We start from the raw sequence: 13709 nt of genomic DNA, 5'->3' as shown, positions 1-13709 counted from the left end.
GTCCCCGGGGGTGCTGCGGGTCTCCCCCGCCGCCGGCGTTCAGGCGCGGGGCCGGCTCGCCAGCCACCGCGCGAGCAGGCCCTCGGGGACCTCTCCGGCGGTGATCGCGAAGGTGCGGTGGTCCCGCCAGTCCCCGTCCACGTGCAGGTAGGACCGGCGCACCCCCTCGTCGCGCAGCCCCAGCTTCTCCACCACGCGCAGGCTGGCCGCGTTCTCGGGGCGGATGTTGACCTCCACCCGGTGCAGGCCGGCGCTGCGGAACGCCCAGTCCGCGGCCATGGCCACCGCCGTCGGGGTGAGCCCGCGCCCGGCCTCGCGGCGGTCGATCCAGTAGCCGATCGAGCCGGAGAGCACCGAGCCGTACTGGATCCCGCCCAGGCTCAGCAGCCCCACGAGGCGGTCCCGGTCCGGGGCGTCGTCGTCCAGGGCCACGCCCCACGTGAACGAGGACCCCTCCCGCCCCTGCCGGCCGTGCCAGCGGACCATCTGCCCGAACGACGACGGCCCCGCGCCCGGCACCGGGCTGGTGGCGTCCCACGGGGTCAGCCACGCGTGGTTGTGGGCGCGCTGGGCCTCCCACGCGTCCCGGTCCCGGCGCCGCAGCGGGCGCAGGGAGAGGGTGCCGTGCCGCAGGGTCACGGGCCAGGGAGAGCGCTGCCAGGACATGGCCCGATCCTATGCGCGCGCAGCGCCGGGGCGGCCGCGCGCGGCGCTGCCCCGCCCGGCATGATGGGGGCATGCGCACTCCCCCTCCCGCACCCGAGCCCGCCTCCACGGGCCCCGTGGCCGGCGTCGACGACGTGGTGGCGGCCAAGGCCGCCCTGCGCGCCCGCCTGCGCGCCGCCCGCCGCGAGCGCTCCCCCGAGCGCCGCGCCGCCGAGTCCGCGGCCGCCGTCGAGCACCTGTGGGCGTGGCTGGGCCCCCGGGTCGCGCAGGCTGCCCGGGACGGGGAGGCCGTGGTGGCCACCGTGCTGCCCATGCCCACCGAGCCGGACACGGGCCCGCTGCGCGAGCGGCTCGTGGCCGCCGGCGCCCGCGTCCTCGTCCCCGTGATCGAGCCGCAGCGCCGGCTGAGCTGGACCGCGTGGCATCCGGGGGTGGCCACCGCCCGCGCCGCCGCGGCCCCCGTGGACGAGCCCGTGGGCAAGCGGCACGGCGTCGAGGCCCTCGCCGAGGCCGTGGCCGTGGTGATGCCCGCGCTGGCCGTGGCCGAGGACGGCATGCGCCTGGGCCAGGGCGGCGGCTACTACGACCGTTTCCTCGCGCGGCTGCCCCGGAGCGTGCCCACCGTGGCCCTCCTGTTCGAGGACGAGCTGCTGCCGGCCGGGTCCGTGCCCGCCGAGCCGACGGACCGGCCCGTGGACGCCGTCGTCACCGCCGCGGGACTGCGCCACGTCTGAGCGGCTGCGCGGAGTAGCATCACGGGTCGGACCCCCTGCACCGCGCGCGTCCCCGCGCGCCCCGAGCGAGCCGGAGAGAGCATGCCCACCTACGCCTACCGCTGCCGCGACTGCGGCCACGCCTTCGACGCCGTCCAGTCCTTCACCGACGAGGCCCTCACGCAGTGCCCCGAGTGCGGCGGCGTGCTGCGCAAGCAGTACGGGTCCGTGGGCGTGAGCTTCAAGGGCTCCGGCTTCTACCGCACCGACTCCCGCTCCGCCGGGTCGGCCTCCGGCGGGTCCGGGACGTCCTCGACGTCGTCGGGCGACTCCGGGACGTCCTCGACGTCGTCGGGCGGTTCGGGGTCCAGCGGCTCGTCCTCGTCCTCGTCGGGCTCGAAGGACTGACCGCGGCGCCGGTCAGCTGACGGCCCTCAGACCGGCGGCCCCCGTCGCGCCGGCGGCGCCCGCCGCCTCCGGGCGCGTCTCAGCCCCAGTGGGGCGGGCGCTGCTCGAGGAGCCAGCGGTCGCGCTCGTCGGCCGCGGCCGCCGGCTGCTCCCCCACCGCGCCGCGAGCACCCACAGCGCCGCGCGCGCCGTCGGTCCCGGCGCCGACGCCGGGCAGGCGCGGCTCGGGCGCGTCGGCGGACGCCGGCCCGGTGCCCGGGGCGTCGGCCCGGCGCGGTCCGCGGCGGCGGGGCGCCGGGTCCGGGACCTCAGCGCCCATCGTCGTCGGCGTCGCGCTCGGACTCGTCCGCCGGGCGCACGCCGAGTCGGTCGGCCAGCTCCTGGGCCACCGACTCCGGATCCGCGAACACCTCGATCGCCCACAGGGTGCGCGGGTCCCAGCCGCGGGCCTCGAGCCGCTCCGGCAGGGTGCGGGTGCGCTCCCGGACGGTGAGGGCGCGGTGGACGTCGCCGCCGTCGCCTGCGAGGGCCAGCGGGCGGGGCGCGTCCCCGTCCTCGTCCTCGGGGTGCGGGTCCACCACGGCCAGGTCCATCACGCCGCCGTGGCGGGGCAGGACGCGGGCGCCGCGCTCCTCGAGCCGCTCGCGCAGGTCGGCCAGCAGCGGGTCGCTGACCATGCCGACCGGGTCGGGGGCGCCGTCGCCGAGGTAGGCCTCCAGCAGGCGCAGGAACCAGAGCGCGCCGCCGTCGAGCCGGTCCTCGTCGAGGTCCGCGGCCCGCAGCGCGGAGACCAGGTGCAGCCGCTGCCGGGCGCGCGTGAGGGCCACGGCCACCATGCGCTCGCCGCCCGGATCCGAGAACGCCCCGAAGTGGTGCACCACGCGGCCGTGCGGGGTGCGGCCGTAGCCGGGGGTGAGGATCACGGCGTCGCGGATCACGGACGCGGCGCGGGTCACGGGCACGATCACGAACGGCTCCGCGCCCTCGGCGTCCTCGCCGCGGCCGCGGGACAGGAAGTCCAGGGCCCAGGGGGCCCGGGCCGCGGTGGCCTGCACGGCGGCGGCCACGCGGCGGGCGTGCGGCTCGGAGACGGTGACCACGGCCAGCGACTGCTCCGGGCGGTCCCGGATGTGCTCGAACACGCGCTCCACCGTGCGGGCGACCTCGGCGTTCGTGGACTCCACCACGTCGCCGCCGGTCATGGGGATGCCGGTGCCCTCCTGCAGGTACTCGGCGGTGACCGTGCGGTCCCGGCCGGTTGCCTCGCCGGCGGTCGGCAGCGCCTCCAGCGCCCCCTCGTAGGCCAGCGCGGAGAGCATCCGCACGAGGCGCCGCTCGAGCGGGCGGTGCACGGTGCGCAGCGCCACGGTGGGAAGCACCTCGGCCAGCGCGTCGTGCGCGGAGCGCAGGGGCCGCAGCGGGCCGGCGGTGGCGGTGGGGTCCACGGACACCTGGAAGGACTGCGGCCGGCCGATCACCGGGTCGCCGAACGCGACCACCTGCGGGGCGCGGGTGAGCGCGCCCACCGCGGTGGCCAGCGCGGTGGCGTCCGCCTCCAGCAGCACCACGACGTCGGCGCCCCAGTCCGAGGGGAACTCGGACAGGGCCATCGGCGAGGTGGTGACCACGGGCACGAGCGGCTGCAGCACCTCGGGCGCGAGGGTGGTCAGGGCCTCCACGGTGGGCCGGCCCTGCTTGAGCAGGCCGCGCAGCACGGCGGCGTCCGCGCGGAAGGTGCGCAGCGCCTCCTTCCAGCGGGCGCCGAGGGCGGCGGAGAGGCGGTCCGCGCCGCGCTCCAGGTGGGCGCGGTCCAGCTCGCGGAAGCCGCGCTCCACCTCGGCCAGGTCGGCGCCGCTCATCATGGCCAGGAAGTCGTCGCCGGAGATCATCGCCTCCAGGGCGGACTGCCACCAGGCGAGCTCCAGCTCGGCGGCGAGGGCCTCGGTGGGGACCTCGCGGTCCCGCAGGTCCGTCAGCAGCTCGGTGAGGCCGTGGTCCTTGAGGCTGTCGAGCACGAGGGTGCGCTCGGGCAGCGTGGCCAGGGTGTCCCGGTCCGCGACGAGCCCGTCCACGGCGGCCACGAGGTCGTCCACGTCCCGCTCGGCCAGGGGCTGCTCGGCGACGGCCTCGGGGGCGAGGATCCGCTCGAGGCGGCGCAGGCGCTCACGGACGTCCCCGACCACGCCCATGACGCGCTCGCCCTGGTCCGGGACCTGCGGGGGCGTGCCGGGCTCAGCGGCGTGCCGGTTCCAGTCCTCGAGGACGGCGGCCGCGTCCACGAGCGCGCCGTGCAGGTCCGTGGGCTGCACGCCCGGGCGGACCGCATCCTTGGCCGCGCGGCGCAGGCGCGAGCGGGCCACGGAGGACATCTCCACGAGGTGGGTGCGGCGCCACGTGCTGGTGGCGGTGGCGGCCACCAGCTGCGGGACGTCGAGGGCGAAGACCTCGGGGGTGAACTCGGTGAGCGTGCGGGCCACGCGGCGGTAGAGGTCCGCCTGCTCGGCCCAGCCGGCCACGGTGCGCTCGGGGCGCAGGCCGGCCTGCGCGGCGGCGGTGTCCACGGCGCGGCGGGTGGTGTGCAGGGCCGCGGCGAGCTCATCGGCCAGCTCGGAGGCGGCCTCGGTCTCCTGGACGTTGCGCACGCGCGCCCCGAACCAGCGGCTCTCGGTGGCGGCCGCGGAGAACGCGCCCAGCTCGCCGGCGCGCACGAGCTGTTCTGCCACGGCCTGGCGGTTCACGGTGGAGTCCAGCACGGAGCGCTTGAGGCGCACGGTGGTGGCCGGCGGGGTCGGTAGCCCGGTCAGGGCGGCCAGGGCCTGCATCGCCTGGAAGGGCGAGCAGCCCCACCGCGGGCGCACGTGGTGCAGGGATCCGACGTGCTCCTGCAGACGACGGCGGCGCTCGGTCAGCGCCGCCTCGTCCCGGGCGGCGTCGGGGGCCTCGGCGCGCTCGGCGCGCAGGACGGCCTGCACGAGCTGGCGGCGCAGCTGCTCGGGGTCCGCGTGGGCGGGCACGTCGAGGGCGGCGGCCCGCAGGCCGATCTCGTCGAGGCGGGCGTGCACGTCGGCCAGGGCGGCCGAGCGCTCGGCGACCACGAGGACGCGGCGGCCCTCCCAGGCCAGGCGGGCGGCCACGGCGACGGCGGTCTGCGTCTGGCCCGTGCCCGGCGCGGCGGCCACCACGAGGGACTCCCCCGCGGCGGAGTGCTCGACCACGCGCCGCTGGGCGGCGTCGAGGTCGAGGACGAGTCGCTCGTCCGCCGGGGCGACGTCGTCCTCTCCCGGGGCCTCGGTGGGCTGCAGCGCCGGCGGCCGCGGCACCATGCCGGTGCCGGCGTCGTAGAGCGCCTCGACCACGGGCAGGTGCTCGAGGGAGGCGGGCAGGGTGGCGGTCTCGCCGAGGTCCGCGAACGTGGAGACCAGCATCCGGTCCTCCACCTGCAGGCCGGTGAGCGCCGCGGCCTCCTCGCGCAGGCGGGCCAGCGCGGGGCCCTGCTCCAGGCGCGCGGTGGCGTAGGCGGCCTGCCGGTAGGCCTCGGGGTCCAGAGCGATGCCGTGGTGGCGGCGCAGGTTGCGCACGAGCGCGGGGTTGAGGCGGGCCGGCTCGGTGATCTGGACCTCGAGCTCATCCCGGCCGCGGGCGCCGCGGCGCACGGTCAGGGCCACGCGGGCCAGCAGCACGGGGGCGGAGCGGCGCTCGCGTCGGCCGTCCTCCTCCGCCGTCCACGTGGCCACGCCCACGGCGAGGGCGCCGACGTCGATGCCGCGCTCCTCGGACAGCTCCCGCACCTTGGCGCGCAGCCCCGCGGCGACCTCCTCCGCCGCCTGCAGGGCGGGCCCAGCCGGCAGCAGCGTGGACAGGCGGGTGCGCCGGCCCAGCAGTAGCTGGGAGACGCCCGAGGAGTTCGCGGCCGTGACGTCGATGCTGTTGGCCGCGGACGGGGCGAACCGCAGCATCGTGTCGTTCTCGGCGCCGGAGCCGAGCGAGGCCACCCAGGCGGCCGGGTCGGGGCGCGTCTGCCCCTCCTCGGGGCGTGCGGCGGCGCGGGCGCGGGCCAGGCGCGGGAACTCCTGCTCTCTCACGTGCGTGCGGTCCTTCCTCCGTCGCCTGGTCCCAGGCGAGATGCGTGCGGGCGGCCGCCCCCGTTCAGGGGCGGCCGGATGCGGCGGTGGGCCCGCCGCTCACTCCCACTCGATGGTGCCCGGGGGCTTGCTGGTGACGTCGAGGACGACGCGGTTGACGCCGTCGACCTCGTTGGTGATGCGGTTCGAGATGCGCGAGAGCACGTCGTCCGGGATGCGCGCCCAGTCCGCCGTCATGGCGTCCTCGCTCGTGACCGGCCGCAGGACGATCGGGTGGCCGTAGGTGCGGCCGTCGCCCTGGACGCCCACGGAGCGCACGTCCGCGAGCAGGACCACCGGGCACTGCCAGATCTGGCGGTCCAGGCCGGCGGCGGTGAGCTCGGCGCGCACGATGGCGTCCGCGCTGCGCAGCAGGTCCAGGCGCTCCTGGGTGACCTCGCCGATGATGCGGATGCCCAGGCCCGGGCCGGGGAACGGCTGGCGGTGGACGATGCCCTCCGGCAGGCCGAGCTCGGCGCCCACGGCGCGGACCTCGTCCTTGAACAGCTCGCGCAGCGGCTCGCACAGTTCGAACTCGATGTCGTCAGGCAGGCCGCCCACGTTGTGGTGCGACTTGATGTTGGCGGCGCCGTCCCCGCCGCCGGACTCCACGACGTCCGGGTACAGGGTGCCCTGCACGAGGAAGCGCACCTCGGTGGCCTCCGGGTCGTGCTCCGACTCCAGGATGATGTCCGCCTGTGCCTTCTCGAAGGTGCGGATGAAGCGCTCGCCGATGATCTTGCGCTTCGCCTCCGGGTCCGTGACCCCGGCGAGCGCGGACAGGAAGTCCTCGCGGGCGTCCACCATCACGAGGCGGGCGCCGCCGTGGGCCTCGCCGAAGGCCTGCTCGATCTCCGCGGACTCGCCCTGGCGCATGAGGCCGTGGTCTACGTACACGCAGGTGAGGCGGTCGCCGATGGCGCGCTGCACGAGCGCGGCGGCCACGGCCGAGTCCACGCCGCCGGAGAGGCCGCAGATCGCGCGCTTGTCCCCGATCTGCTCGCGGATGCGCTCGACCTGCTCCTCGATCACGTTGCTCGCGGTCCAGTCCGAGCCCAGGCCGGCGCCCTGGTGCAGGAAGTGCTCGAGCACCTGCTGGCCGTGGGAGGAGTGGCCCACCTCGGGGTGCCACTGCACGCCGTAGATCCGCCGCTCGGCGTCCTCGAACGCGGCCACGGGGGCGCCGGCGGTGGAGGCGGTCACGGCGAAGCCCTCGGGGGCCTGCGTGACGGCGTCGCCGTGGGACATCCACACGACCTGCTCGAGGTCCTGGCCGGCGAAGAGCACGGAGTCCGCGTCCACGGAGTCCAGGCGCGTGGAGCCGTACTCGCGGGTGCCGGTCTTGGCCACGGTCCCGCCGAGGGCGTGGGCGATGGACTGGAAGCCGTAGCACAGGCCCAGCACCGGGACGCCCGCCTCGAGCAGCGCCGGGTCCAGCGTGGGCGCGCCGGGCTCGTAGACGGACGAGGGCCCGCCCGAGAGGATCAGCGCCGCCGGCCGACGCTCCAGGATCTGCGCGGCCGGCGTGGAGGCGGGGACCACCTCGGAGTACACGTTGGCCTCGCGCACGCGGCGGGCGATGAGCTGGGCGTACTGGGCGCCGAAGTCCAGCACCAGCACCGTGGGCATCACGTCGCTGAGCGGGGCGGGGGCGTCGGAATGGGGGGCGTTCTCGGTCACCCGTCCAGGATAGTCGAGCCGCCCCTCCCCGCCGTCCGGCGTCACGTCGGCACGGCGGGCGGCGACGGTCAGTAGCGGCGGGCGGCGTCCGGGAAGCGGTGCACCTCGTCGCGGACCACCTTCGTGACCTTCTTCTCCACGACGAAGGACAGGAACGGCACGACGCCGCCGCCGGCCATCGCCAGCAGCCGCATCGGCTGCCAGCGCATCAGGGACCACAGGCGGAAGCAGGCCAGCAGGTACACGACGTACATCCAGCCGTGCGCGATGAGGATGAACAGCGAGAGGTTCACGCCGCCGGTCACCGAGTCCTCGGGGTGCAGGCCCAGGATGTTCTGCTCGCCGTCCACGGTCGTGCCGCCGGCGAAGAGCTCCTGGCCCCACGCGTACTTGAAGACCATCTCGGCCACCAGCAGCAGGAGCATGACGCCCGTGATCCACGAGCACACCACGTAGAAGCGGGTGGCCGAGCGGATCTGCTGCTGCGTGCCGGCGAAGCGCCGGCGCTCCCGGCCCGGCCGCGGCGGGGCCTCGGGCAGGTCGGCCTCCGTGATGTCCTCGGGGTCGGGCAGGGCGGCGGGGTCGACGGGCTCGGTGTGGCTCATGGCCGGTTCTCCTCGGGGTCGGTCGATGGTCGGGCCGCGGCCTGCGCGGCGTAGGCGCGCTCCTTCGCCAGGCGGGCCTCCTCGCGGCGGCGGGCGAGCTCCTCGGCGCGCCACTGCGCCGCCCACTCCTCGTCCAGCTCGCGCTCGCGCTCGTCGCGGAGGTGGTCGTCGCGGACGAACCGCCACCACAGGAACAGCGCGAAGCCGGCGAAGAGGATCCACTCCACCGCGTAGAACACGTTCAGCCAGATGACCTCGGTCTCCTCCGGCTGCGGGGCGACCCACACGGGCTCCAGCCCGCCCTCGCTCGCGCCCGCCCCCACCTCGGCGCCGGCGGCGTCGGCCACCTCGAAGGCGGCCACGAACGCGGCGTAGGAGGGCTCGTCCCACACGTTCACCAGCTGGCCGGGGGCGAGGCTGGCGTAGAGCAGGCGGTCGGCGGTGTCGGCCTCGGCGGCCGTCCGCGGCAGGGGCCCGTCCGGGGGCAGCAGGCGGCCCGTGACGGTGACGTCGCCCTGCGGGGCCGGGTCGACGACGTCGGCGCCCGCCGACCAGCCGCGCACCACCGGGATGACCTCGCCGTCCGGCGCACCGGCCACGCGGAACGCGGACACCGTCCAGAAGCCCTCGTCGCCGCGCAGCAGGCGGGGCCCGACGAGGACGTCCGTGTCCGGCAGGAACTCGCCCGGGACCGTGACCACCTGGTCCGCGTCACGGGCCAGCAGCGGCTCGTAGGGGCGGACGTGGTCCGTCAGCGGGACAGGCTGCTCGGTCTGGGTGCGCGGCGGCGGAGCGTTGGTCTCCGCGGTCTCGAACTGCCACTTGGACAGCGCCACGAAGAGGCCGGCCGCCACCAGGGCGAGGACCAGGGTGGCCAGCCAGACGGGCTTGAGGGCGGTGCGCAGCAACCCGCATCAACTCTTCCGGTCGGGGTGCCGCCCCGAGGCGGGGCGGCGGCGGTCAGACGGTCTGGGTGGGGGTCACCAGGACCTCCACCTTCTGGAAGTCCTTGAGCTCGGTGTAGCCGGAGGTGGCCATGGCGCGCTTCAGCCCGCCCATGAGGTTGGAGGTGCCGTCGGCATGGTGCCCGGGGCCCCACAGGACCTCCTCGAGCGGCGCCACCTGTCCCACGTGCGTGCGGTGCCCGCGCGGCAGCTCCGGGTGGGCGGCCTCGAGGCCCCAGTGCCAGCCGCCGCCGGGGGCGTCCGTGGCGCGCGCCAGGGCGGCGCCCAGGACCACGGCGTCGGCGCCCATGGCGAGGGCCTTGACGATCTCGCCGGACGTGGAGACGCCGCCGTCGGCGATCACGTGCACGTAGCGGCCGCCGGACTCGTCCATGTAGTCGCGGCGGGCCTCGGCGATGTCCGCGATGGCCGTGGCCATCGGCACGCGGATGCCCATGGCGCGGCGCGTTGTGGTGGAGGAGCCGCCACCGAAGCCCACGAGCACGCCGGCCGCGCCGGTGCGCATCAGGTGCAGGGCCGGGGTGTAGCCGGCCGCGCCGCCCACGATCACGGGCACGTCCAGCTCGTAGATGAACTGCTTGAGGTCCAGCGGCTCGTGCGAGGACGAGACGTGCTCGGCCGAGACGGTGGTGCCGCGGATGACGAACAGGTCCACGCCAGCGGCGAGCACGGTCTTGTAGAACTCCTGCGTGTTCTGCGGGGTGAGCGAGCCGGCCACCACGACGCCGGCCTCGCGGATCTGCGCGAGGCGCTCGGTGATCAGCTCGGCGCGGATGGGGGCCGCGTAGGCCTCCTGCAGCCGGCGCGTGGCCTCGGTGCCGTCCGGGCCGGCCTCGAGGGCGGCGATCTCCTCGAGGAGGGGACGGGGGTCCTCGTGACGGGTCCACAGGCCCTCGAGGTTGAGCACGCCGAGGCCGCCGAGGCGGCCGAGGGCGATGGCGGTCTCCGGGCTCATCACGGAGTCCATGGGGGCGCCGATCACGGGCATCTCGAACGTGTAGGCGTCGATGCGCCAGGTGAGGCTGACGTCCTTGGGATCCCGGGTGCGCCGCGCGGGCACCACCGAGACGTCGTCGAGGGAGAAGGCCCGGCGACCGCGCTTGCCGCGGCCGATCTCAATCTGATTCGTCACCGGTCCAGCCTAGCCCAGGCGCGCCGAGGCGGCGCCGACCGTGTCGTCGGCGCCGCCTCGGCGCGCAGGTCCCGCCCGTCAGCGGGAGCGGTAGTTCGGGGCCTCCACCGTCATCATGATGTCGTGCGGGTGCGACTCCTTCAGGCCCGCCGCGGTGATGCGCACGAACCGGCCGTTCTCCTTGAGCTCGTCCACGGTGGACGCGCCCGTGTAGAACATGGTCTGGCGCAGGCCGCCCACGAGCTGGTGCACCACCGAGGCGATCGGGCCGCGGAAGGGCACCTGGCCCTCGATGCCCTCGGGGATCAGCTTGTCCTCGTCCGGCACGTCCGCCTGGAAGTAGCGGTCCTTGGAGAAGGAGCGCTTGCCGTTGCGGGTCTGCATGGCGCCCAGGGAGCCCATGCCGCGGTACGCCTTGAACTGCTTGCCCTGGTAGAACACCAGGTCGCCCGGGGACTCGGCGGTGCCCGCCAGCAGGGAGCCGAGCATCACGGACTCGGCGCCGGCCACGAGGGCCTTGCCGATGTCGCCGGAGTGCTGCAGGCCGCCGTCGGCGATCAGCGGCACGCCCGCCGGGCGGGTGGCCTTGGCGGCCTCGTAGATCGCGGTGATCTGGGGCACGCCGACGCCGGCCACCACGCGGGTGGTGCAGATCGAGCCCGGACCCACGCCGACCTTCACGGCGTCCGCGCCGGCGTCGACGATCGCCTTGGCGCCCGCGTAGGTGGCCGCCTGGCCGCCGATCACGTCCACGTGCGCAGCCGCCTTCTCCTTCTTCAGGCGGGCGATCATGTCCAGCACGCCGTGGGTGTGGCCGTTGGCGGTGTCCACCACGAGGGCGTCCACGCCGGCCTCCACGAGCGCCATGGCGCGCTCCCAGCCGTCGCCGAAGAAGCCGACGGCGCCGCCGACGCGCAGGCGGCCCTCGTCGTCCTTCGCGGCGTCCGGGTACTTCTCGGCCTTGTCGAAGTCCTTGATGGTGATCAGGCCAGTGAGGCGGCCGGCCTCGTCCACGAGGGGCAGCTTCTCCACGCGGTTCTGGGAGAACAGGCGGATGGTCTCCTCGCGGGAGATGCCCTCGCGCGCCGTGATCAGCGGCATGCGGGTCATGGCCGTGTCCACCGTGCGGGTCTCCCACTCCTCGTGGGGGATGAAGCGGGTGTCGCGGTTGGTGATGATGCCCAGCAGGGTCATGTCCTCGGCTACCACGGGCAGGCCGGAGACGCGGTACTGCGCGCACAGCTCGTCCAGGTCGGCGAGCGTGGCCTTCGGGCCGATCGTCACCGGGTCCTTGATCATGCCGGACTCCGAGCGCTTCACGGTGTCCACGTGGCGGGCCTGGTCCTCGATGGAGAGGTTGCGGTGGATGATGCCCATGCCGCCCTGGCGGGCCATGGCGATGGCCAGCGGGGCCTCGGTCACGGTGTCCATCGCCGCGGAGACGACGGGGATGTTGAGGCGGATGTTGCGGGTGAGCTGGGTGCTCGTGTCCGCCTCGGCCGGAATCACGTCCGTCGCGCTGGGCAGCAGCAGGACGTCGTCGTAGGTGAGGCCGAAGAAGCCGAAGGGATCCGCGGAGGAGTGGACGGGCTCGGAGCTGGGCCCGGTGCTGGTGGTGGTCACGAAGGCGCCTTTCGGGACGGGTGTTTCCGCGATTCTATGCCCGGGGGTCAAACCGACGACCCGGGTGCGGGCCACATCACAGGACCCCCGCGCTGGGCCACGCAGGGACGAGACGGACGTCACCACGACGTCACATGGCGCAATCCGTTTCGTGGTCATGGTATCGGACGGCCTAACCTCCCCGGATGAGCACCGCACAGTCCTCCCCCGCACCGGCGCCCCGACGCCGGCTCCCCGCCTGGACGTCGAACTTCGGCTGGCAGATCGTCGCCGCCCTCGTCCTGGGCCTCGTCCTCGGCCTCGTCGCCCGCTCGATGGGCCACACCCCCGACTCCCCCACCTGGCTGGGCGAGACGCTGGCCACGATCGGCAGCGTCTACATCAGCATCCTCAAGGCCACGGTCATCCCGCTGGTCTTCTTCGCCGTCGTCGCCTCCATCGCCAACCTGGCCCAGGTGACCAACGCGGCCCGCCTCGCCGCCAAGACCCTGCTGTGGTTCGCCATCACCAGCCTCATCGCGGTGCTGATCGGCCTCGCCGTCGGCGTCGTGATGCAGCCCGGCGTCGGCACCGGCCAGAGCGCCCCCGAGTCCTACCAGGCCCGCGACGTGGGCTGGCTGGACTTCCTCACCTCCATGGTCCCGGCCAACTTCCTCGGCCTGACCGTGAAGAGCACCGTGGGCGAGGACGGCGCCGTGGCCTCATCCCCCACCTTCAACGTGCTGCAGATCCTTGTGATCGCGATCGTCGTCGGCATCGCCGCCCTCAAGGTCGGCGAGAAGGCCGCCCCGTTCCTCACGTTCTCCCGGTCCGTCCTGGCCGTCATCCAGAAGCTGCTGTGGTGGATCATCCGCCTCGCGCCGATCGGCACCGTCGGCCTGCTCGGCAACGCCGTGGCCTCCTACGGCTGGTCCACCATGGGCACGCTGGCGAAGTTCGTCGTGGCGATCTACGTGGGCCTGGCGATCGTCATGTTCGTGGTCTACCCCGTGCTCGCCCGCCTGCACGGCCTCTCCGTGAAGCAGTTCTTCACCGGCGTGTGGCCGGCCGTCCAGCTCGGCTTCGTCTCCCGCTCCTCGCTCGGCACCCTGCCGGTGACCCAGCGGGTGGCCGAGCGGAACTTCGGCGTCCCCACCGGCTACGCGGCGTTCGCCGTCCCGCTGGGCTCCACCACCAAGATGGACGGCTGCGCCGCCATCTACCCGGCCATCGCGGCCGTGTTCGTGGCCCAGTTCTACGGGATCGAGATGAGCCTGGGCCAGTACGCCCTCGTGGTGCTCGTCTCCGTGCTCGGCTCCGCCGCGACCGCCGGCACCACCGGCGCCACCGTGATGCTCACCCTCACCCTCTCCACCGCCGGCCTTCCGCTCGAGGGCCTGGCGCTGCTGCTCGCCGTCGACCCGATCGTGGACATGGGCCGCACCGCCACCAACGTGGCCGGCCAGGCGCTCGTGCCCGCCCTCGTGGCCAAGCAGGAGGGCATCCTCGACCAGGCCCGCTACGACGCCGAGCGCGTCGACATCATGGGCGAGGACGAGGAGGAGATCGTCGAGGCCCGCGCCCAGGACCGCGACGACGACCAGGACCAGATGGTCGGCGCCGCCGCCCGCCCCGCGCGGGACTGACCCCGGCCCGCCGGCCCGCTGGCGCGCGGCGCCTCGACGCCCCCGGAGCCCCGGAATCCCGTTTCGTGCGGAAGACGGGAGCCTCCGGGGGCGCTTTCGTGCGGGAAACGGGAGGCTGCCGGAGCACTTTCGTGCGGGAAACGGGAGGCTAGGCACCGGCACCGGCGCCGA

11 protein-coding genes are annotated in these 13709 nt (G+C 75.0%); 3 read left to right on the top strand and 8 right to left on the bottom strand.

The features are described from left to right. Nucleotides 1–39: 39 nt before the first annotated feature. Nucleotides 40–666 carry a GNAT family N-acetyltransferase gene (locus HDA33_RS01130; RefSeq protein WP_184169975.1) on the bottom strand — a complete coding sequence of 209 codons (627 nt, stop codon included), beginning with the start codon at nucleotides 664–666 and terminating at the stop codon, nucleotides 40–42. Nucleotides 667–737: 71 nt separating this feature from the next. Between HDA33_RS01130 and HDA33_RS01125 the strand changes: the two genes are divergently transcribed. After that, nucleotides 738–1400, top strand: a complete 663-nt coding sequence (locus HDA33_RS01125; protein WP_184169972.1) for a 5-formyltetrahydrofolate cyclo-ligase — start codon at nucleotides 738–740, stop codon at nucleotides 1398–1400. 81 nt (nucleotides 1401–1481) lie between these two features. Further along, nucleotides 1482–1787 carry an FmdB family zinc ribbon protein gene (locus HDA33_RS01120; RefSeq protein WP_184169969.1) on the top strand — a complete coding sequence of 102 codons (306 nt, stop codon included), beginning with the start codon at nucleotides 1482–1484 and terminating at the stop codon, nucleotides 1785–1787. Nucleotides 1788–1866: 79 nt separating this feature from the next. Here HDA33_RS01120 and HDA33_RS01115 read toward each other — a convergent pair whose 3' ends face one another. The 7 genes from HDA33_RS01115 to guaB form a co-directional block, all read right to left on the bottom strand. Next, a complete protein-coding gene (locus HDA33_RS01115; protein ID WP_184169966.1) occupies nucleotides 1867–2106 on the bottom strand; it encodes a hypothetical protein in 240 nt (79 codons plus the stop codon). After that, nucleotides 2096–5869, bottom strand: a complete 3774-nt coding sequence (locus HDA33_RS01110) for a DUF4011 domain-containing protein (RefSeq protein WP_184169963.1) — start codon at nucleotides 5867–5869, stop codon at nucleotides 2096–2098. Before HDA33_RS01110 ends, HDA33_RS01115 begins: the two co-directional genes overlap by 11 nt. A 99-nt stretch (nucleotides 5870–5968) precedes the next feature. Beyond that, nucleotides 5969–7588 (bottom strand): glutamine-hydrolyzing GMP synthase, encoded by a 1620-nt coding sequence (guaA, locus tag HDA33_RS01105; RefSeq protein WP_338103979.1) that lies wholly within the window; start codon nucleotides 7586–7588, stop codon nucleotides 5969–5971. A 68-nt stretch (nucleotides 7589–7656) separates the two neighbouring features. Then, on the bottom strand, nucleotides 7657–8193 hold the full coding sequence (locus tag HDA33_RS01100) for a DUF3817 domain-containing protein (protein ID WP_158491497.1): 537 nt from the start codon (nucleotides 8191–8193) through the stop codon (nucleotides 7657–7659). Further along, nucleotides 8190–9101 (bottom strand): SURF1 family protein, encoded by a 912-nt coding sequence (locus HDA33_RS01095; RefSeq protein ID WP_158491498.1) that lies wholly within the window; start codon nucleotides 9099–9101, stop codon nucleotides 8190–8192. Before HDA33_RS01095 ends, HDA33_RS01100 begins: the two co-directional genes overlap by 4 nt. 52 nt (nucleotides 9102–9153) lie before the next feature. Then, the gene (locus tag HDA33_RS01090; protein WP_158491499.1) at nucleotides 9154–10290 is read right to left on the bottom strand and encodes a GuaB3 family IMP dehydrogenase-related protein; all 1137 of its coding nucleotides are present in this window, start codon (nucleotides 10288–10290) and stop codon (nucleotides 9154–9156) included. Between the two features lie 78 nt (nucleotides 10291–10368). Next, nucleotides 10369–11913, bottom strand: a complete 1545-nt coding sequence (gene guaB / locus HDA33_RS01085; protein ID WP_158491500.1) for an IMP dehydrogenase — start codon at nucleotides 11911–11913, stop codon at nucleotides 10369–10371. A 185-nt stretch (nucleotides 11914–12098) separates the two neighbouring features. On the opposite strand from guaB, the gene HDA33_RS01080 reads away from it, so the two are divergent. After that, on the top strand, nucleotides 12099–13538 hold the full coding sequence (locus HDA33_RS01080) for a dicarboxylate/amino acid:cation symporter (protein WP_184169960.1): 1440 nt from the start codon (nucleotides 12099–12101) through the stop codon (nucleotides 13536–13538). Nucleotides 13539–13709: the final 171 nt, after the last annotated feature.

Source organism: Micrococcus endophyticus (genome assembly GCF_014205115.1).
In the GTDB taxonomy this organism is placed as follows: Bacteria; Actinomycetota; Actinomycetes; order Actinomycetales; family Micrococcaceae; genus Micrococcus; species Micrococcus endophyticus.
Note: the sequence above shows the minus strand (reverse complement) of the source record. Positions and strands in the feature narration are given on the sequence as shown.

Coding starts and splice junctions, on each gene's coding strand:
- HDA33_RS01130 (WP_184169975.1), bottom strand. CDS start 666: ATGTCCTGGCAGCGCTCTCCCTGGCCCGTGACCCTGCGGCACGGCACC.
- HDA33_RS01125 (WP_184169972.1), top strand. CDS start 738: ATGCGCACTCCCCCTCCCGCACCCGAGCCCGCCTCCACGGGCCCCGTG.
- HDA33_RS01120 (WP_184169969.1), top strand. CDS start 1,482: ATGCCCACCTACGCCTACCGCTGCCGCGACTGCGGCCACGCCTTCGAC.
- HDA33_RS01115 (WP_184169966.1), bottom strand. CDS start 2,106: ATGGGCGCTGAGGTCCCGGACCCGGCGCCCCGCCGCCGCGGACCGCGC.
- HDA33_RS01100 (WP_158491497.1), bottom strand. CDS start 8,193: ATGAGCCACACCGAGCCCGTCGACCCCGCCGCCCTGCCCGACCCCGAG.
- HDA33_RS01080 (WP_184169960.1), top strand. CDS start 12,099: ATGAGCACCGCACAGTCCTCCCCCGCACCGGCGCCCCGACGCCGGCTC.